This window comes from Clostridia bacterium (assembly GCA_019683875.1).
Classification (GTDB): Bacteria; Bacillota; Sulfobacillia; order RBS10-35; family Bu92; genus Bu92.
Map to the genome: position 1 here is coordinate 1 of JADGHN010000026.1, position 19,751 is coordinate 19,751.

The following is a 19,751-nucleotide window of genomic DNA, read 5'->3' on the forward strand; positions in this document are numbered from 1 at the left end:
TGCCTACGCACGGCCTGCAGCCGTGACCTGGAGGGTGGTCTTCCGCGATGAACGTGCACTCCGTCACCGCTCCGTCCGGACGCCGCAGACGCACCACCGGCATCGAGGGGGCGCCCCGGCATGAGCTCCCTCGGCCTTGACCCGTCGCGCCTGGAGCGCGCCTGGCGCCTGCTGCGGCAGGCCGTCGACGAGCGCGTCACCCCCGGCGCCGTGGCCGTCGTGGCCCGCCGGGACGGCCAGCTGGACCCCGTCGCGGTGGGCTGGGCCACGCTGGAGCCGGAGCCGGTGCCGGTCACGGGGGACACGCTGTACGACCTCGCCTCCCTGACCAAGGTCGTCGCCACGGCGCCCGCCGTCTGGGCGTTGATCGAAGACGGCGAGATCCGGCTCGACGACCCCGTCCGGCGGTTCGTCCCGGAATTCCGCGGCGAGGGCCGGGACCAGGTGACGCTCCGCCACCTCCTCAGCCACACGTCCGGCCTGCCGGCCCACGCGCGCCTCGACCGCTCGCACCTCGACCGCGAGCGCGCCGTCTCCGCCATCTGCCGCCGGCCGTTGGAGAGCGCGCCCGGCGCCGTTATCCGCTACACGGATCTCGGTTTCATGCTGCTGCGCGAAGTCGTGGAGAAAGCGGCGGCCGCCCCGTTCGACGCCTTCGTGCGCGAGCGGATCCACGCGCCGCTCGGCATGACGCGCACCGTCTTCCGGCCGGACGACGAACTCGCCCCGCGCTGCGCCGCGACGGAACTTGTGCCCGGCGAGGGCCGCATCCACGGGCGGGTGCACGACGAGAACGCGCGGCACGTGTTCGACGGCGTCGCCGGCCACGCGGGGCTCTTCGCTCCGGCCGGCGACCTCGCCCGCTACGCCCGTATGCTCCTGAACGGCGGCGCGCTGGACGGCCGGCGCGTGCTCGCGCCCGCCACCGTGCGCGCGATGACGGCGGTCGTCGCCTCCGCGCCCGGCCAGCGCCGCACGCTGGGCTGGGCCGCGCCGGCCGGCGACGCGCCGAGCTGCGGCGACCTCTTCGGCCCGAACGCGTTCGGCCACACCGGCTTCACCGGCACGAGCCTCTGGATCGAACCGGACCTGGACCTCGCCGTGGTGCTGCTGACGAACCGCGTCTACTACGGCCGCGACCGGACGGCCGAAGGCATCCAGCGCCTGCGCGCGCGCTTCCACAACGCGGTGGCGTCGGCCGTCCGGTAGAATGGACGCGGGGGTCCGCGCATGGCGTCCGAGTTGCGGCTCGTCATCATCACGGGTCTGAGCGGCGCGGGGAAGACGCAGGCCATCCGGGCGTTCGAGGATCTGGAGTTCTTCTGCGTCGACAACCTGCCGCCGGCGCTCCTCCCGAGGTTCGCCGAGCTCTGCGCGGCGCCCGGGACGGGCATCGACCAGGTGGCGGCCGTCGTCGACATCCGCGGCCGCGTCTTCTTTGACGACGCGCTCCAGGCCCTGGGCGAGCTCGACCGGCTCGGCTTCCCGTACCAGATCCTCTTTCTCGAAGCTTCGGACGAGGTGCTCGTCGCGCGGTTCAAGGAGACGCGCCGGCCGCATCCCCTGGCCCCGGACGGGCGGCTTCTTGAGGGCATCCGCGCCGAGCGCCGGCGCTTGGAGACGCTGCGCGGCCGCGCCTCGTGGATCCTCGACACCTCCGACTTCCGGCCGCGGGACCTCCGAGAGCACGTCAAGCAGCTGTTCAGCGGCGGGGAGCGCGACATCCTCATCTCCATCGTCTCGTTCGGGTTCAAGCACGGCCTGCCGCGGGACGCGGACCTGGTCCTGGACGTGCGCTTCCTGCCGAACCCGTACTACGTGCCTTCGCTGCGGCCGCTGCCGGGCACGGACCGGCAGGTGGAGGAGTACGTCCTGTCGTGGCCGGCCACGCAGGCGTTCCTCGACCTCGTCAAGCCGCTGCTCGACTTTCTCGTCCCGCAATACGTGGCGGAAGGGAAGTCGCAGCTGACCATCGCCGTCGGCTGCACGGGCGGGCGCCACCGCTCCGTGGTCGTGGCGAACGCACTTGCGGAATACCTGCGCCGGGGCAACCGCGCGGTCGTCGTGGAGCACCGCGACTGCGACCTGGTCGAGACGGGGAACCACGCGTGAAGTTCGCGGCATGGCTGTTCCCCGGGCTGGGCGTCAAACGATGGCTGCTGGCGGTGTCCGCGGGCGTCCTGCTGCTCGGGCTGGGGCTGGGCCTGGCGCTGAACACGGATGTCCTTGCGCTCGCGGACGCGATCGTCTCCCAGGTGGTGCTCGCGCTCACGGGGACGGTGCTCCCGCCGCGCGCGGTCGGCGTGCTGATCGCCGCGGCCGGGCTGGCGCTCTTCGTTTTCGGGGCGCGCGGGGCCGTCCGCTCGATCCTCAACGCCGTCGCGCCCGGGGAAGTGGAGGGGCTCGCCGAGCGCGTCTACGAGCGGCGCTACCTGGCGCGCGGGCCGCGCGTGGTGGCGCTGGGCGGCGGGACGGGCCTGTCGACGCTGCTCCACGGGATCAAGGAGTACACCTACAACGTCACGGCGGTCGTCACCGTCACCGACGACGGCGGCAGCTCCGGCCGCCTGCGCGGGGAACTCGGCATCCTGCCGCCGGGAGACATCCGCAACGTGCTCGTCGCGCTCGCGGACACGGAACCGCTCATGGAACGGCTGTTCCAGCACCGCTTCGGCCGCGGCCAGCTGAAGGGCCACACCCTCGGCAACCTGTTCATCGGCGCGCTGGCGGAGCTGCTTGGAAGCTTCGAGGAGGCGCTGCGCGCGTCGAGCCGCGTCCTCGCCGTGCGCGGGGAAGTGCTGCCCTCCACCGTGGACGACGTCCGCCTCGTCGCCACCTTCCCCGGCGGCCACGAGGTGGCGGGGGAGACGCGCATCGCGGAGGAGGGGCGGACGCGGGGACGGATCGTCGCGCTGCGCCTGGACCCGCCCGACTGCCGCCCCGTTCCGGCCGCGCTCGACGCCATCGCCGCCGCGGACGTGATCCTCATCGGCCCCGGCAGCCTCTACACGAGCATCGCGCCGAACCTGCTCGTGCCCGGCGTGGCGGAGGCCATCCGGCGCTCGCCGGCCTACAAGGTGTTCGTCGTCAACGTCATGACGCAGCCGGGCGAGACGATCGGCTTCACCGCGCTGGATCACTATGAGGCCGTCGAGTCGTGGCTGGGCCGGGGCGTGATCGACGCGGTCGTCGTCAACACCGGCCGCATCGCGGAGGAACGGCTGCGCGGGTACCGGAGCGAGCAGGCCGCACCGGTCGAGCCCAGCCTGGAGGCGCTGGCTTCGCGCGGCGTGAAGGTCATCAGCGGCGACCTCGTCACCGCGGAAGGCCTCGTGCGCCACGACTCGCACAAGCTCGCGCGGGTGATCATGGGCGAGGTCCTGCGCGCGGCGCTGAAGGACAGCTCGCGCCTCGTCGAGCGGCTCGTCCTGGCCGAACGCCTGGGACGCGTCCCGCGCCGCAGGAAGGGACGACGGCCGTGAAGCGACTGCGCGCACGGGGAAGCCGCGTCCGCTCCACGTTCTCCGCCGAGGCCAAGGTCCAGCTGGCGCACGACCTGCCCGAGGGGCGACAGGAACGGCGCGCCCTGCTCGCCGGCCTCGCGCTGAGCGCCGGAAGCCTGCACCTGCGCGCCGGCGAGCGGGTCGTGGCGGTGCGCAGCGACCTGCCGGCCGTGGCGCGGGTCGCCGTCTCGCTGCTCAAGGAAGAGGGCCTTGCCACCCGCGTGCTGCGCCGCCGCGGGGCCACGTCACGCCTTCGCGTCGAAGGCGTCGGCGCGGCGGTCGAGACCCTGCTCGCCGCTTGGGAGTTTCTTCCCGGCGACGGCGGGCTTGGGGGCCTGCTTCGCACGCGAGCGGCGAAACGAGCCTTTCTCCGCGGGCTCTTTCTCGGCTCCGGGTCCGTGTCCGACCCGCACGCCAGCCCGCACTTGGAGATTGTGCTGGCGCATGAGGGAGCCGTACACTGGGCGCGGTTCGCGTTGCGCGCGTTCGGCCTGCGGCCGCACGTCACGAGGCGGCGCGGCGCGTTCTGCCTGTACCTGAAGGGCGCCGGCGACATCGCCGAGTTCCTGCGCGTTGTGGGCGCTTCCTCGTCGCTCCTCGCTCTTGAGGAGATCCGCGCGGAGCGCGAGGTCCGCAACCGCGTGAACCGCCTCGTCAACGCCGAGACGGCCAACATGGAAAAGGCCGCGGAGGCGGCCGCCGGCCAGATTGAAGCGATCCGCGCGATCGTCGCGGCGCGGGGCTGGGAGGGCATCCCCCGAAAATTGCGAGAGTTAGCGCGGTTGAGATTGGAGTATCCTGAAGCGAGCTTGAGGGAGCTGGGCGCGCTGTGCGAGCCAGCCCTCGGCAAGTCCAGCGTAAGTTACCGCATGCGCCAGCTGGTCCAACTGAAGGAAGCCCTTGTGAACCGGCGAACCAAGGAACACGGGCGCGTTGGAGAGGACGGTGCAGGCTCATGATCGACCCGGTGAGGATCGGCGCGCGGGCGGAAACCGTCGATCCGGCATCGCTCCTCCAACGTGTCGCCGAGCCGCTGCGGGCGGTGGAGGCGGAGATCGAGGACATCCTCCGCTCGCAGGACGCGTTCATGTTCGAGGTCGCGACGCACCTCTTGCGAAGCGGCGGCAAGCGGCTGCGTCCGGCGCTGCTCCTCTTGAGCGTCGAAGCCTGCGGCGCGCAGCCGGCGGCGTTCACGCGCGTCGGCGCGGCCCTGGAGTGCGTGCACATGGCCACGCTGGTGCACGACGATGTCGTCGACCACGCCGACCTGCGCCGCGGGGTGCCCACCGTTCACCGCAAGTGGGGCACGCGCGTCGGCGTGCTGGCGGGCGACTACCTCTTCGCGCGGGCCTTCGCCACGCTGGCCCAGGTGGGCGACAACCGCGTGGTGCAACTCATGGCGAAGGTCGTGTACGAGATGTCGGCCGGCGAGATCGAGCAGCAGCGTCGCGCCTTCGACCTGAACCAGACGACCGACGACTACTTCCGGCGCATATACCAGAAAACCGGCTGTTTCATCGCGGAGTGCTGCCGGCTCGGCGGTGTGCTCACCGGCGCCGGCGAGGAAGCCGAGGAAGCGCTGCGCCAGTTCGGCTACGGCGTGGGCATGGGCTACCAGATCGTGGACGACGTCCTCGATTTCACCTCCAGCACCGGCACGCTCGGCAAGCCGGTCGCCAGCGACCTGCGCTCGGGCGTTCTCACGCTGCCGGTGCTGTACGCGCTCTCGCGGCGCGACACCGGTCCCCGCTTGAGGGAGGCGCTTGCAAACGTGCCCTGGGGCGACGCCGAGCTCGACGTCGTCCAGGAGTGCCTCGAGGACTGCGGAGCGCTGCGGTACTCTTATGGCGTGGCCCGCCGGTTGACGGAAGAGGGCCGCCGGGCGCTCGCGGCGCTCCCGCCAAGCCCGGCGCGGGACGCCCTCGACGGCCTCGCGCAAGCGCTGATCGACCGCGTCTTCTAGGACGCCCCGCAAGGAGGTTGCGATGAGCATCCAGGACGGACCGATCGTCCGGCGCCCGCGCATTCCCGACGTCACGATCAAGCGCCTGCCCATCTATTTGCGGGCGCTGGACCGCATGCGCGAGCAGGGCGTGGACATCGTGTCCTCGGCCGAGCTGGCCCGCCAGACCGGGTTCACGTCGGAGCAGATCCGCAAGGATCTGGCGTACTTCGGCGCGTTCGGCACGCGTGGCGTCGGCTACAGCGTGGCCGTGCTCTCGGACCGCATCCGCCGCATCCTCGGCCTGCACCGGGTGGTGCCGGCGGCGCTCGTCGGCGCCGGCCATCTGGGTACGGCGCTCGCGCGCTACAACCTCACACGCGCGCAGGCGGTGCGCATCGTCGCCGTCTTCGACGCCGACCCGGAGAAGGTCGGCGCGCACATCGAGAGCGTGCCGATCTCGCCGATGGACGTCATGGAAGACGTCGTGCGCGAAAAGGGGATTCGCCTGGCGATCCTTACGGTGCCGGCGTCGGTCGCGCAGACCGTCGCAGAGCGGCTGGTGCGAGCCGGCGTCGAGGCCATCCTCAACTTCGCGCCGGCGCAGTTGCGCCTGCCGCCCGCCGTGCAGGTGCAGCCCATCGACCTGAGCCTTGAGCTGGAAAGTCTCTCATACTACGTCGCGGGAGAGCGCGTTTCGGGTTGACGCGAGCCGGATAGGAGGGACGCGATGCTGAAGGATCTGGCCGGTCTGACGCTTGCGCAGGTCGTGTTGGCCGTGCTGGACATCAGCATCGTCGCCTACCTGTTCTACCGCGTCTTCCTCCTCGTCCGCGGCACGCGCGCCACGCAGCTGATGCGCGGCCTCTTCGTCATCATCGTCACCTATTGGGTCAGCGGATACCTGGGCCTGCGCGCCACGCACTGGATCCTCGACAAGGTCTGGGTCGGTCTCTTCGTGGCGGTGCCGATCGTCTTCCAACCCGAGCTGCGCCGCGCGCTGGAGCAGGTCGGGCGCGGCAGCTTCTTCCGCCCGACGACCGCGCTGGCCTCCGAGGACGTCGACCACCTCATCGACGAGGTCGTCCAGGCCGTCACCGCCCTCGCGCGGAACAAGGTGGGCGCCCTGCTCGTCCTTGAGAGGGAGACGGGGCTGAACGACGTCATCGACACCGGCATCCGCATCGAGGGCCTGGTGACGGCCGAGTTCCTCGTCAACATCTTCATCCCGAACACGCCGCTGCACGACGGCGCGGTGATCATCCGAGGGAACCGGGTGATGGCCGCCGGGACGTTCCTGCCGCTGGCGGAGGAGAACATCGTGCCGAATGAGCTCGGCAGCCGCCACCGCGCGGCGCTCGGCATCACGGAGCACTCGGACGCCGTCGCCATCGTCGTGTCGGAGGAGACGGGGCACATCGCCCTGGCCCACTCCGGCAAGCTGATCCGCGGCCTGGACGAGCGCGATCTGCGCGAGCTGCTTGAGGAGCTGCTGCCGCGGGAGCCGGCGCACGGCCTTCTCTTCCGGCCCCGGGGAGGTCCGTCGCGTGGCGAGGCTTAGAAACTGGTTGAGCGACGACCTCGCCATCAAGGCCTTCTCCGTGATCCTGGCCATCCTCCTGTGGATCAACGTCGCCGGGCCGGAGCGGGCGCTGCCGACCGCGCCCATCCAGGACACGCGCCACAACGTGGCCGTGACGTGGCGGAACCTGCCGCCGGACCTGGTCGTGGCCGCCGTCGAGCCGGACACGGTGTCGGTCACGTACCGCGCCTCGGCCGACGTGGCGGACAGCCTGAGCGACCAGAGCTTCACCGCCTTTGTCGACTTGCGGAACGCCGTCGGCGGCCGGCTGGCGTTCAACGTGGACGTGGCCGTGCCGCCCGGCGTGCAGCTCGTCAGCGTCACGCCCTCAAGGGTGACCGTGACGCTCGTGCCATTGGAGGCGCGCACCTTCCCCGTCAAGGTCGAGCTGCGGGGCCGCGCGCCCGAGGGGTACCAGGCGCTCGCCCCGGCCGTCGACCCGTCTCAGGTGGTCGTGCGCGGCACGCGGGACCGCGTGCAGCAGGTGGCCGCGGTGGTGGCGGCCGTCGACGTCACGGGCCGCACGGCGGACGTGGAGGAAGCCGTGCCTCTGCGCGCCGTCGACGCGCGCGGCGAAGCCGTGCCGGACGTGACGTTGCAGCCGTCCGCGGCGAGGGTGACCGTGCCGGTCGAGCAGTGGACCTCCAAGGACGTGCCGGTCGTGCCGGTCCTCGTGGGCACGCCGGGGGACGGGTATCGCATCGAGAGCATCGCCGTGGACCCCGGCACGGTGTCGCTGAGCGGCAGCCGCGGGCGCCTGGACGGCGTGGACCGCGTGATGACGGCGCCCGTCGACATCTCGGGCGCGACGGCGACCGTGACGGCCACGGCCGACGTGCACCCGCCGGACGGCACCACCGTCCAGCCGCAGAAGGTGCAGGTCACCGTGAACATCGTGAAGGGACCGTGATCGGTGAATCGATTGTTCGGAACGGACGGCGTGCGCGGGCGCGCCAACGTGGAGCTGACGCCGGAGCTGGCGCTGGCCCTGGGCCGCGCCGCCGCGGAAGTGCTGGGCGGGGGGCGCGCCGCGCGGCCGCGGTTCGTGATCGGGCGGGACACGCGCGCGTCCGGCCCCATGCTGGAGCACGCGCTGGTGGCCGGGCTGCTGTCCGCGGGCGCGGACGTCACGCTCCTGGGCGTCGTCTCGACCCCGGGCGTCGCCTACCTGACGCCCGCGCTGGGCGCGGACGCCGGCATCGTCATCTCCGCGTCGCACAATCCGGCGGAGTACAACGGCATCAAGATCATCGACGGCACGGGCCGCAAGCTGCCTGACGACGTGGAGGACCGCATCGAGGCGGCCATGCGGCGGGACGCGCGCCCGGGCGCCGCGTCCGGGCCGACCGCGATCGGCGCGGTGGGGCGGGACGAGGCGTCCGTCGCGCGTTACGTCGACCATCTCGTGGCGACGGTCGACGTGCCGGTCGGCCGCCGGAAGGTCGTGCTGGACTGCGGCCACGGCGCGGCCGTCCGCACGGCGCCGGACGCGTTCCGCAAGCTCGGAGTGGACGTCGTCGTGCTCAACGATCGCCCCGACGGGTGGAACATCAACGACGGCTGCGGCTCGCAGCACCCGGAGGGCCTGGCGCGCGCGGTCGTGGAGCAGGGCGCGTTCGCCGGCTTCGCCTTCGACGGCGACGCGGACCGCTGCATCGCCGTCGACGAGCGCGGCCAGGTGATCGACGGGGACGGGATCCTGGCCATGCTGGCGCTCGACCTGAAGGCCCGCGGACGGCTTCCGGGGGACACGGTCGTCGCCACGGTCATGAGCAATCTGGGTCTGGAGCGCGCCCTGCAGAAGGCCGGGATCCGGCTCTTGCGCACCCAGGTGGGGGACCGTTACGTTCTTGAGGGAATGCTCGGCTGCGGCAGCCGCCTTGGCGGCGAGCAATCCGGGCACGTGATTCTGCTGGACCACGCGACGACCGGCGACGGCGTCCTCACCGCGCTTCAGGTGCTGGCCGTCGCGGTGCGGCGGGGCCGGGAGCTCTCGGAGCTCGCGGGCGTCGTCGAGCGCCTGCCGCAGGCGCAGCGCAACGTGCGCATCCCGGGAGGCACAAAACCCGCGCCCGAATCCTATGCTGATGCTGTCCGCGCGGCGGAGGCCCGCCTCGCGGGGCGCGGGCGGGTTGTGGTCAGGCCCTCGGGCACGGAACCTGTCGTCCGGATCCTCGTCGAAGGAGAGGACGCGAAGGAGGTGGAAACGACGGCGGCATTCCTGGAGAACGCGATCGCTGAGGCCGCCGCGCGCACGGCCGTCGAGGAATGACGTCGCCCCTGGCAGGCGATCCTACGCTCACCCTGGGAACACGAGACGAAGCGCCTGGACTCGCGCGGCGCGCCCGCGCGAGTTGACGAGGAGAGGGTTCATCGAACGCATCGGCGGGTGCCCTCCGGCCGGCCACGGCCGCAGCCGCCTCCGAAATCCGGCGAGCGATCGCCGGGACAAAGGGGACGGCGGTGGTGCAAGGTTCCCCCTTGCCTTTCCAGGGTGAACGGTACGGATCCTTCGTTTTTGCACCCAACCCTGGAAAGGATGACCCTTCATGTGTGGCATCGTCGGTTACGTGGGGCGCCGAGCGCCCCTGGACGTGCTCATCCCCGGACTGCGTCGCCTGGAGTACCGCGGTTACGATTCCGCCGGCGTCGGCGTGGTGACGGACGGCCGCGTGGCCGTGGTGAAGAAGGAGGGGCCGCTCCAGCGCCTTGAGACGGCCCTCGCAGGCAGCGGCCTCGCCGACGCCACGGCGGCCGCGGGCGGCGTGTGCACCGGGCTCGGACATACACGCTGGGCCACGCACGGCCGCCCGAGCGACGAGAACGCCCACCCGCACACGAACGAGGACGGCACGCTGGCCGTCGTGCACAACGGCATCATCGAGAACGACGCCGAGCTCCGCCGGGAGCTGCAGGCGCGCGGCCACGTCTTCCGCTCGGAGACCGACACGGAGGTCGTCGCGCACCTCGTCGAGGAGTACTACGGCCCCGGCGGCGAGGCGTCCGGAGACCTTGCGGCGGCGGTGCGCCTCGCGCTGCGTCGCCTTAAGGGCGCCTACGCGTTCGTCATCATCAGCGCGCGGGAACCGGGCCGCATCGTCGTGGTGCGCCAGTCCAGCCCGCTCATCATCGGCATCGGCGACGGGGAGACGTTCGCCGCGTCCGGCATCCCGGCGCTCCTGCCCTACACGCGGCGGATGATCGCCCTGGAGGACGGCGAGATGGCCGATCTGCGCCCCGACCGCGTCGTCATCACCAAGTTCGACGGCACGCCGGTGCGGCACGAGCCGTTCACGGTGGACTGGGACGAGGAGCAGGCGGAAAAGGGCGGTTACCGCGACTTCATGTTGAAGGAGATCCACGAGCAGCCGGAAGCGTGGGAAAACACCCTCCGGCGCCGCCTGCGCGAGGACGGGACGGTCGACGTCTCGGACACCGGGCTCGCGGGCGTTGCGTCTTCCGGTTTCGAGCGCATCGCGATCGTGGCCTGCGGCACGGCGTACCACTCGGGCGTGGTCGGCAAGACGCTGTTCGAGCGCTGGGCGCGCATCCCCGTGGAGGTGGACCTGGCGTCCGAGTTCCGCTACCGCGATCCGCTGGTGGGACCGGACACGCTGACGATCGTGATCTCCCAGTCGGGCGAGACGGCCGACACGCTCGCGGCCATGCGCGAGGCGCGCGAGCGCGGCTCGAAGACCCTGGCCATCGTGAACGTGGTCGGCTCCACCATCGCGCGCGAGGCGGATTCCGTGTTCTACACGCACGCAGGACCGGAGATCGCCGTGGCCTCGACGAAGGCGTACACCACGCAGTTGCTCGCGCTCTCGCTGCTGGCGCTTTCCTTCGCCCGCGAGCGCGGCCCGCTGGACGACGCCCATGCCCGCGCGCTCGGGCGGGAACTGCTCCGCCTGCCGGCGCTCGCGCGGGAGGCGCTCGCGACCGAGGCGGCGGTCGAGCAGTACGCGCGGCGCCTAGCGAAGCACGAGGACGTGTTCTTCATCGGGCGCGGCCTCGACTACGCGGCGGCGATGGAAGCGCAGCTGAAGTTGAAGGAGATCTCCTACATCCACGCCGAGGCCTACGCGGCCGGAGAGCTCAAGCACGGCACGCTGGCGCTCGTCACCGACGGCGTGCCCGTGGTGGCGATCGCCACGCAGGCGCCTCTTCTGGACAAGACGATCAGCAACATCCGCGAGGTGCAGGCCCGGGGCGCGTGGGTCATCGGGGTGGCCACGCAAGGCGAAGGCCTTGTCGGCGGCGCGGGCGTCCCGGGCGCCCCGGCGACGGCCCCGGACGGAACGGCTGCGGCCGACTGGGCGCCCACGCAGGCGGCCGTGGCGAGCGTGGCGGGCGACGTGATCGCGGTGCCGGCCACGCACCCGTACCTGCAGCCGGCGCTCGTGGCGATCCCGCTGCAGCTGCTCGCCTACTATGCGGCTGTCGCGCTCGGTCACAATGTCGATAAGCCGCGCAACCTGGCGAAGAGCGTGACGGTGGAGTAGAGGGACGGCGGCGCGGCGTGCCCGTGCGAGGACGCACCGCGCCGCCCGTGTTTCGTGGCCGCCGCCGCTTCATCTCTCGCACGCGATTCCGTCGTGGTCACCGTCCAAACGGTGCACGTCCTGCCCCACCACCTTGAACCCCCGCGCGGACAGGTCACCGCAGTCCACGTCCGGGGGATAGGGCGGAACGCAGGCGCCCGCGTAGTTGGGGTCACACCTCTGTGCGCCCCCCGCCGACCCGGCTGCCGGCCGTGACGTGGATCCTGACGTCGCACGGCTCGTGCGGGACGTCGACGAGACGGCGTCGGTCAGCCCCCAGAGACCGCGGCCGGCCGCCCGGGCCTCGCGCTGGAACTTCGTGAAGGCGTCGACGTACTTCACGTCCGGCGTATATGTCGCCAGCTGGGCATACCCTTCGAGGACCAGAATCGCGTTGAACATGTGGGCCCGAATGTCCTTCTCCGACGGTTGCGCGCGAGGCGGGGTCAGCCACACGTACCGGAGCGCGCGGCCGTACTTGTCCACCTCGCTGACGTCCTTCTCCAGCCAGACCGTCTTGCCCTGGAGCTGACGCTTCGTGAACGCCGACGCTTCCTTGCCGTAGGGCTCGTGCCGGATCGTGCTCTCCGGCGTGTTGACGCCGATGAACCGGATGCGCCGGGCCGGCAGGGTGGCTCCCGCGAGGTAGGCGACGTCGATGGTGTCGCCATCGACGACGCGCACGACCTCGGCCTTGGTCACGTTGCGCGGCAGGCGCGACTCGGACGGGTCTGGCGACACCGGCTGTCGCGCCGCTTCGCCGTGAGCGACCGTGGCCCCGCTGGTGTCCCCGGGCATCGCCTGCGGGTTTGTCGTCCGAACGTCCGCCGAAGTGGCGCGGTCTGATGCCGGTGCTCCCGGCGCAGCCGAACTGCATGCCGCCAGAACCAGACTGGCGAGGGTCAGGATCACGATGCAGTGGCGCCGCATGTGAGGTCCCCTCCACTCTCAGGAGTAAAGATAGCCGCATGGAGTGGATTGCGGTGCCCCTCAATGGGTCGCGTCCGGGCAATATCGGCTGCGGGCCGCCTCCGCGACAAACGGGCAGGCGTACTCGGCGAACTTGCGGCGGTCGTGCGCGCCAGGCCCCAGGAAAGGGGTCCAGCCCTCATTCGTGCGGGCCACCAGGAGCACGTCCGGCGGCACGCCGTTCAGTGTGAACAGAATGTAGGGTGGACGCAGCGGAACCGAGGTCCGCTCGATGCGCCCGAGCGGCGGGCCGACGTCTTTCTCGTCGATCTGCCAGTCGTGCGGGTCCGCCGCCGCGTAAAAGGTTCCCTTCACTTGCACGGCCCCGGCACAGGACCTTACATCGTCGCAAGGAATTGCGGCGGGTTCGGCACCGGCGGGCGTCGTCGATCCGACGAGCGGCGCGCACGCGCTGAGCAGGACGAGCGGAAACAAAAGGGTTGCCGACAGCCGAATGAGGTCTCCAAAACGCCGCCGGGCGGCGGGCGGCCGAGACGGAGCGCCTGGCTCGCCTCCCACTGGTCGGGGCATGCCCCTGGACCCCCTCACACGTGCGACGGGGCGCCGGTGCGGCGGGTTCCCGGCTTAGGGCTGCCGCGCTCCGCTCGCCATGAGGAAGAACACGTAATCGGTGGGCACGCCCGGGTGGCCCATCTGACGGAGCATGGCCGTGATGTTGCCGCGGTGGTACGTGCCGTGATTGCACACGTGCCGGACCAGCTCGGACACCCGGGTTTCCAGCCGGCCCAACCGCGGGTGTTCCGCGGCGACGGGCCGGTCCAGGTCGCCCACTTCCCGAAAGAACGACCGGTAATCACCCGCAAGCGCGTCAACCCGGGCCTCCAGCTCCTCAAGCGGGAGCCCGGCGAGCTCCGCCTCCAGGCGCTGGACCGCGGCCATGATCTCCTCCGTGGACCGTTCCCGCATGACGTCGAGCCACAGGGAGTCCACCCGGTACATGTGCCGGAGCACCGCGTGGATGGAGGGGAACACGCTGGCAATCTCCTGGTGGACGACCCCTTTGGGCAACGTCTTTAAGTGGTCGAACACCCTGCGGTTCGCCCACACGTGATACTCGTACATCCGCTCGGCCGGGTGCCCGCCCGCGGCGGAGCCGGCCATGGACGCATCGCCGTGCGCGTTCATCGACATGCCTCCTGTATGCCGCTCATTGACCCACCACGTTCGACGCAAACATATGTTCTCCTCCTTCTCGGTTAAATCTCCATCACCATGACGACGCGGTCCTGGCCGGGCCCCGAGTAGTTCCGCACGACGGGGATGCCGTCCGGTCCGGGCTCGCCGAGGAGCCGCATCCCCAGCCGCGTGTGGAAGGCGACGGACTCCCGGTTGCCCGGCGTCGTGATCGCCTTGAGTTGCCGCGCCCCGCGGCGGTGGGCTTCGTCGATGAAACGGGCGTACAGCCGGCGGGCCACCCCCTGTCCGCGATATCCGTTCCGCACCGCGACCAGGTGGACGTACGCGGTGGGGGACGTCGCGGCCACGAACCCGAAGAGGTAACCGGCGACGCGGTCGCCGTCGCGCATCACCCACGCCGTGTCGCCGAATTCGTAGAGGAAGATCGGGTGATGCAGGGGGAGAGTGCGGTCGCTGCCCCAGAAGTCGGCGATCTCCGTCACGATCTGGTCGAAGTCGGCCTTTGTGCACGGCTGGATGTCCATTCCGATCACCCCGCGTCATGGTAACCTTGCTGGAGACATCCCAGGTTGGAGGCATCCCATGGCCGACATCATCGTCGTGGGCAGCCTGAACATGGACCTCGTCGTGGAAGCCGAGCGCGCGCCGGAGGCGGGCGAGACCTTGCCGGGCCGCCGCTTTGGCACGGCGCCGGGCGGCAAGGGCGCCAACCAGGCCGTGGCGGCGGCGCGGCTGGGCGGTCGCGTCGCGATGGTGGGACGCGTCGGGGCGGACGCCTTCGGCGACGCGCTTCTTGAGGCCGCGCGCGGCGACGGCGTCGACGTCCGCGGCGTCGCGCGCGACCCGTCCGAGCCCACGGGCGTCGCGCTGATCGTCGTCGAGGCGAGCGGCGACAACCGGATCGTCATCGTCGCCGGGGCGAACGGGCGGGTGACGGCGGACGACGTGGCCGCCTCCTGCCGCGCCGGGCTGTGGGACGGCGCGCGCGTGCTGCTGCTTCAGCTGGAGATCCCGTTGCCGGCCGTGGCGGCGGCGGCCGAGGAAGGGCGCCGGCGCGGGATGCTCGTGCTGCTCGACCCGGCGCCGGCGCCGCCCTCGCCGGATGCGCTGCCGCCGGAGCTGTGGCGCGCGGTCGACGCCGTGTTGCCGAACCAGGCCGAAGCCCGCGCGCTCACGGGCATCGCCGTCGATGGTCCCGATGCCGCACGTGCAGCGGCGGCCGCGCTGTGCGCGCGCGGGCCGCGCACGGCGGTCGTGAAGCTCGGGGCGGACGGCGCCTTCGTGCGGCACGACGGCGCCGCGTGGCACGAGCCGGGCCTGCGCGTGCCGGTGCGCGACACGACGGCCGCGGGTGACGCTTTCGCGGGCGCCCTCGCCGTGGCGCTGGCGGCGGGCCGCGACTGGCGCGCCGCCGTGGCGTGGGCCAACCGGGCGGGCGCGGCGTCCGCCACCCGGCCCGGAGCGCAGCCGTCGCTGCCCACCCAAGCCGACTTGGAGAGGTTGTTTTCCGCATGACCAAGGAACCGGTAAAGATCATCCTGGACTGCGACCCCGGCCACGACGACGCCCTCGCGATCCTCCTGGCCGCCGCCTCGCCGGCGGTGGACCTGCTCGCGATCACCACCGTCGGCGGCAACCAGACGCTGGAAAAGGTCACGCTCAACGCCCGCCGCGTGTGCACCGTCGCCGGCATCCGCGACGTCCCGATCGCCGCCGGCTGCCCCGGCCCGCTGGCGCGGCCCCTGGAGACGGCGCCGGACATCCACGGCGACACGGGCCTCGACGGCCACGCGTTTCCCGAGCCGGACGTCCCCCTGGCCAGCGTCCATGCCGTCGACCTCATCCTGGACATCCTGCGGCGGGAGCCGGCCGGGACGGTCACGCTCGTGCCGACGGGACCGCTCACCAACCTCGCGGTGGCGCTGTGCAAGGATCCCCATGCCTTCCGGCGCGCCAGGGAGATCGTCTGGATGGGCGGCGCCCTCGGCCTGGGCAACGTCACGCCGGCCGCCGAATTCAACGCGTACGTCGACCCGGAGGCGGCGCGGGCCGTGTTCGAGTCCGGCGTGCCCGTCGTCATGCACGGCCTGCACCTCACGCACCAGGTGCGCGTCACGGACGCCGTGCGCGAGCGGATCGCCGCCATGGACACGCCGGTCGCGCGCATGGTCTCGGACCTGATGGCGTTCTACGCGGACCGCTACCGCCGCCGCTTCGAGATGGGCGACCCGCCCCTGCACGACCCGTGCGCCGTCGCGTTCGTCATCGACCGCTCGATGTTCCGGACGCAGCGCATGCGCGTCGACGTGGAGACGCGGGGCAAGTGGACGGCCGGCATGACGGTGTGCGACGTGCACGGGGTCACCGGCAGGCCGGCGAACGCCGAGGTCGCGATGGAGATCGACGTCGTCCGCTTCTGGGACATGATGCTGGGCGCCCTCGCCTCGCTGCCGGTTCAGTCCCGTTGAAGGAGATTCAATGTCGTTGTCCAAGTCCCTCATACCGCCATTCGTCACACGGGGAGGCAGCGACATTGGCGTATCCCGGAGCTTCGAAGATCGTGCAGGTCGATGGCAAGTATCACGTGTGGACGCGCCGCGTGGGGCGGGGCGACGTCAAGGTCCTGCTCCTGCACGGCGGGCCCGGGTGCTCGCACGAGTACCTGGAGTGCTTCGAGGAGCACCTGCCGCCGAACGGGATCGAGATGTACTACTACGACCAGCTGGGCTCGTACTACTCCGACCAGCCGGACGACCCGTCCCTCTGGACCGTGGAGCGCTTCCGGGAGGAGGTCGAGCAGGTCCGGCAGGCCCTGGGGCTTGAGAACTTCTACCTGCTCGGCCAGTCCTGGGGCGGCATGCTGTCCATCGAGTACGCGTTGAAGTACCAGCGGCATCTGAAGGGCCTGGTCATCTCCAACATGACGGCGAGCATCGCCTCGTACGTGAAGCACATCAACGAGTTGCGCGAGCGCTTGCCGAAGGAGATCGTCGACCGGATGAAAGCGTACGAGGCGCAGGGGGACTACGAGAACCCCGAGTACCAGGAGCTGCTGATCCAGCACCTCTACCGCAAGCACATCTGCCGCGTCTGGCCGTGGCCCGACCCGCTCGTCCGCTGCTTCAACCACATGGCCACCCAGGTCTACAACACGATGCAGGGGCCCAACGAGTTCGTCGTCACGGGCACGTTTGCGGACTGGGACCGCTGGGACGACCTGTACAGGATCGTCGTGCCGACGCTCCTGATCGTCGGGCGCCACGACACGATGCGCGTCGAGGACATCGAGGAGATGGGGCGGCGCATCCCCAACTCGCGCGTGGGCATCTGCGAGAACGGCAGCCACTGCTCGCAGTGGGACGATCCGGACGCCTACTTCCGCTTCGTGCTCGACTTCATCCGCGACGTGGAAGCGGGCCGCCCGATCGGGTCCGCGGCGGTGGCCGGATAGCCGGCGCCGCGCGTCGATCGACGTAAACGACGATGGTTTCGTGGGCGCCGTCCGCCCCTGGAAGCGGACGGCGCTCGCGTGTCCGGGGGATTGCCGCGACACCGTCGCCGTGATATTTTCTTTCGGCGTCCCGTCGAAACGCGGCGGCCGGACGCCGGGCATCGCCGCCGGCCGGGGAGGACGGCCATGCTCTACGTCGCGCTCGCGCGCGCCTCGATCCGCAAGAACATGGCCTACGCATGGGCCCACATGGCGAACAACGTGGGCAGCGCGCTCTTCGGGATCATCTACATCATGTTGTGGCGCGCGGCGGCGCACGGGCGGCCGCTGGGCGCCTTCTCCGCGCGCGATCTCGAGAGTTACATCGCCGTGGGCCAGGTCGTGCTCTGGCTGACGACCTTCCTGCCCCCGTACCTGGGTATCGACCGGCACATCCGGACGGGGCAGATCGCGCTGGAGTTCGCGCGGCCGGTGGGGTACATGCCCCGCGTCCTCGCCGCCGCGGCGGGCGAGGTCGCCTACAACGCCGTCTTTCGCTGCCTTCCGCTGCTCGTCATGTTCACGCTGATGGGCGCCTTCCCCTGGGACAAGGTCGCCTCGCCCGCGCGCGTGGCCGCGGTGGCGGCGGCGTTCGCGCTGGCGGCGGCCATCGGGCTGCTGGTGCAGTACCTCGTGGGCATCGCAGGGTTCTGGACGACGGAAAGCCGCTGGGCGCGGCGCCTCTACTTCGCGCTGGCGATGTTCTGCGGCGGGCAGCTGTTCCCGTTGCAGCTCATGCCGGCGGGCCTCCGCGAAGCGCTCACGTGGCTGCCCTTCCAGGCGATGATCTCGTTTCCCGTGTCGGTGTGGCTGGGCGTCGACAGCTGGCAGGCGTGGACGTCCGCCGCGTTGTGGGTGGCCGGGCTGGCGTGGGTCGGCGCCGGACTCACGCGAAAGGCGGCGCGCCGTCTGGAGGTGCAGGGCGGATGAGGAAGGCGCTCGACGCGGTCGCAGACGGCATGCGCATGTACGCCATCGTGGCCGCGTCCAGCCTGCGCAGCCGCGCCGCGTACAGGTGGAACTTCATCCTCAGCCTTTTCTTCCAGATGCTGATGTACACCGGGGACGTGGCGGCCCTGCTCTTGATCGTCGGCAAGGTCCGCGGCATCGGCGGCTGGGGGACGTACGACATCCTCTTTCTGTCCGGCCTCGTGTTCGCCTCGTCGGGCGTGTACCGCGTGCTCGGGTCCGAATTGCACGACTTCGACAAGTACCTCGTCAACGGGGAGTTCGACGGCGTGCTGATCCGCCCGGCGCACACGCTGCTGACCGTCGCCGCGCGGTCCATCGACGTCGAGCAGGGCGGCGCGTTCCTTCAGGGGGTCGTGCTGATGGTCGTGGCCTGGCGGCACCTCGCGCCCGACCTGGGGCTCGGCGTGACGGACGCGCTGTGCGCCGCGCTGGCCGTGGCTTGCGGCGCCGTGATCTGGTTCGCCGTCGTGACGGCGACGGCCGCGCTCGGATTCTGGACGACGCGCATCGACGACCTGCAGCCCGTGCTGCTGTACGGGCCGGAGACGGCCGTGTCGTACCCCCTGTCGATCTACCCCAGGGCGGTGCGCTGGATCTTTCAGACGATCCTGCCCGTGGCGTTCGGCTCGTACGTGCCCGCGGCCGCCATCCTTCGCAAGGGCCCGCCGCTTTCGGACCTTGGATGGTGCGCCGCGGTGGCCGCGGCCAGCTTCGCCGCCGCCGTCGGGCTGTGGAATCTGGGCGTGAGACGGTACACGAGCACAGGGTCCTGACGGGCAGAGCGGACGAAGGGAGGCGATCGGGTGGCGATCATCGCGGCAGAGAGCCTGAGGAAGGTGTTCACGCGCGGGACGCGCCTCTTCGGCCGCAGGCGGGCCGGCGCGCCCGTGGACGTGGAAGCCGTGCGCGATCTCTCCTTCCGCATCGAGCCGGGGGAGTTCGTCGGCTTCCTCGGCCCGAACGGCGCCGGGAAGTCCACGACGATCAAGATGATGACGGGCATCCTCCACCCGACCTCCGGCCGGGTCACCGTCGACGGCCTTTCGCCGCAGGCGGACCGCGTGCGCCTGGCCCTGCGCATCGGCGTGGTGTTCGGGCAGCGGACGCAACTGTGGTGGGATCTCCCGCTGCGCGAATCCTTCCGCATCCTGCGGGCGATGTACCGCGTGCCCGCGGCGGACTACCGCCGCCGGATGGAGGCGTTGACGGAGCTTCTTGGACTCGACTCGTTCATGGACACGCCGGTGCGGCAGCTGTCGCTGGGGCAGCGCATGCGCGGCGAGCTGGCGGGCGCGCTGCTGCACGGCCCGCGCGTGCTGTTCCTCGACGAGCCGACCATCGGCCTCGACGTGACGGCCAAGGCGGCGCTGCGCCAGTTCCTGCGCTCGCTGAACGCCGAGTTCGGGACGACGGTGATCCTCACCACGCATGACATGACGGACGTGGAGGAGCTGTGCCAGCGCATCCTCGTGATCAACCAGGGGACCAAGGTGTTCGACGGCAGCCTGGCCGAGTTGCACGAGCGGGTCGGCATGCCGAGCGCCCTGCGCGCCACCTTCCGCGATCCGCCGGACCGGTCGAGGCTGCCGCGGGC

The 19,751-nt window shown here is 71.2% G+C and carries 20 protein-coding genes; 16 read left to right on the forward strand and 4 right to left on the reverse strand.

Features of this window, described 5'->3' with window-relative positions:
• Nucleotides 1–120: 120 nt before the first annotated feature.
• From IRZ18_03530 to glmS, 10 genes are all read left to right on the forward strand, one after another.
• Nucleotides 121–1,209: a beta-lactamase family protein gene (locus IRZ18_03530; protein ID MBX5476178.1), complete on the forward strand. Its 1,089-nt coding sequence runs from the start codon at nt 121–123 to the stop codon at nt 1,207–1,209.
• Nucleotides 1,210–1,230: 21 nt separating this feature from the next.
• Nucleotides 1,231–2,112, forward strand: a complete 882-nt coding sequence (gene rapZ / locus IRZ18_03535) for an RNase adapter RapZ (GenBank protein MBX5476179.1) — start codon at nt 1,231–1,233, stop codon at nt 2,110–2,112.
• Between the two features lie 320 nt (nt 2,113–2,432).
• Nucleotides 2,433–3,482 (forward strand): uridine diphosphate-N-acetylglucosamine-binding protein YvcK, encoded by a 1,050-nt coding sequence (gene yvcK / locus IRZ18_03540; protein MBX5476180.1) that lies wholly within the window; start codon nt 2,433–2,435, stop codon nt 3,480–3,482.
• The gene (gene whiA / locus IRZ18_03545) at nt 3,479–4,462 is read left to right on the forward strand and encodes a DNA-binding protein WhiA (GenBank protein MBX5476181.1); all 984 of its coding nucleotides are present in this window, start codon (nt 3,479–3,481) and stop codon (nt 4,460–4,462) included. The genes yvcK and whiA overlap by 4 nt, the downstream gene beginning before the upstream one ends.
• Nucleotides 4,459–5,466, forward strand: coding sequence for a polyprenyl synthetase family protein (locus IRZ18_03550; GenBank protein ID MBX5476182.1), 1,008 nt, complete (start codon nt 4,459–4,461; stop codon nt 5,464–5,466). The genes whiA and IRZ18_03550 overlap by 4 nt, the downstream gene beginning before the upstream one ends.
• 22 nt (nt 5,467–5,488) lie before the next feature.
• Nucleotides 5,489–6,151 (forward strand): redox-sensing transcriptional repressor Rex, encoded by a 663-nt coding sequence (locus IRZ18_03555; protein MBX5476183.1) that lies wholly within the window; start codon nt 5,489–5,491, stop codon nt 6,149–6,151.
• Between the two features lie 24 nt (nt 6,152–6,175).
• Nucleotides 6,176–7,006 (forward strand): TIGR00159 family protein, encoded by an 831-nt coding sequence (locus tag IRZ18_03560; GenBank protein ID MBX5476184.1) that lies wholly within the window; start codon nt 6,176–6,178, stop codon nt 7,004–7,006.
• Nucleotides 6,993–7,937, forward strand: a complete 945-nt coding sequence (locus IRZ18_03565; GenBank protein ID MBX5476185.1) for a hypothetical protein — start codon at nt 6,993–6,995, stop codon at nt 7,935–7,937. The genes IRZ18_03560 and IRZ18_03565 overlap by 14 nt, the downstream gene beginning before the upstream one ends.
• A 3-nt stretch (nt 7,938–7,940) precedes the next feature.
• On the forward strand, nt 7,941–9,299 hold the full coding sequence (locus IRZ18_03570) for a phosphoglucosamine mutase (protein ID MBX5476186.1): 1,359 nt from the start codon (nt 7,941–7,943) through the stop codon (nt 9,297–9,299).
• Nucleotides 9,300–9,576: 277 nt separating this feature from the next.
• Complete coding sequence (glmS, locus tag IRZ18_03575) at nt 9,577–11,529, forward strand: glutamine--fructose-6-phosphate transaminase (isomerizing) (GenBank protein MBX5476187.1); 1,953 nt, start codon at nt 9,577–9,579, stop codon at nt 11,527–11,529.
• A 69-nt stretch (nt 11,530–11,598) separates the two neighbouring features.
• Here glmS and IRZ18_03580 read toward each other — a convergent pair whose 3' ends face one another.
• The 4 genes from IRZ18_03580 to IRZ18_03595 all read right to left on the reverse strand — a co-directional run bounded on the left by IRZ18_03580 (nt 11,599) and on the right by IRZ18_03595 (nt 14,219).
• A complete protein-coding gene (locus tag IRZ18_03580) occupies nt 11,599–12,498 on the reverse strand; it encodes a thermonuclease family protein (protein MBX5476188.1) in 900 nt (299 codons plus the stop codon).
• Between the two features lie 60 nt (nt 12,499–12,558).
• Nucleotides 12,559–12,852 carry a hypothetical protein gene (locus tag IRZ18_03585; GenBank protein MBX5476189.1) on the reverse strand — a complete coding sequence of 98 codons (294 nt, stop codon included), beginning with the start codon at nt 12,850–12,852 and terminating at the stop codon, nt 12,559–12,561.
• A 270-nt stretch (nt 12,853–13,122) separates the two neighbouring features.
• A complete protein-coding gene (locus IRZ18_03590; GenBank protein MBX5476190.1) occupies nt 13,123–13,659 on the reverse strand; it encodes a damage-inducible protein DinB in 537 nt (178 codons plus the stop codon).
• Between the two features lie 95 nt (nt 13,660–13,754).
• Entirely contained in the window at nt 13,755–14,219 is a 465-nt protein-coding gene (locus IRZ18_03595; GenBank protein ID MBX5476191.1) for a GNAT family N-acetyltransferase, read from the reverse strand.
• A 58-nt stretch (nt 14,220–14,277) separates the two neighbouring features.
• On the opposite strand from IRZ18_03595, the gene rbsK reads away from it, so the two are divergent.
• The 6 genes from rbsK to IRZ18_03625 form a co-directional block, all read left to right on the forward strand.
• A complete protein-coding gene (gene rbsK, locus IRZ18_03600; protein MBX5476192.1) occupies nt 14,278–15,210 on the forward strand; it encodes a ribokinase in 933 nt (310 codons plus the stop codon).
• The gene (locus IRZ18_03605) at nt 15,207–16,163 is read left to right on the forward strand and encodes a nucleoside hydrolase (GenBank protein MBX5476193.1); all 957 of its coding nucleotides are present in this window, start codon (nt 15,207–15,209) and stop codon (nt 16,161–16,163) included. The genes rbsK and IRZ18_03605 overlap by 4 nt, the downstream gene beginning before the upstream one ends.
• 65 nt (nt 16,164–16,228) lie before the next feature.
• Nucleotides 16,229–17,146, forward strand: a complete 918-nt coding sequence (locus tag IRZ18_03610; protein ID MBX5476194.1) for a proline iminopeptidase-family hydrolase — start codon at nt 16,229–16,231, stop codon at nt 17,144–17,146.
• A gap of 186 nt (nt 17,147–17,332) precedes the next feature.
• Entirely contained in the window at nt 17,333–18,115 is a 783-nt protein-coding gene (locus IRZ18_03615) for an ABC-2 family transporter protein (GenBank protein ID MBX5476195.1), read from the forward strand.
• Nucleotides 18,112–18,930: an ABC-2 family transporter protein gene (locus tag IRZ18_03620; GenBank protein ID MBX5476196.1), complete on the forward strand. Its 819-nt coding sequence runs from the start codon at nt 18,112–18,114 to the stop codon at nt 18,928–18,930. Before IRZ18_03615 ends, IRZ18_03620 begins: the two co-directional genes overlap by 4 nt.
• Nucleotides 18,931–18,960: 30 nt before the next feature.
• On the forward strand, nt 18,961–19,751 hold a 791-nt coding region (locus tag IRZ18_03625), incomplete at its 3' end, for an ATP-binding cassette domain-containing protein (protein ID MBX5476197.1).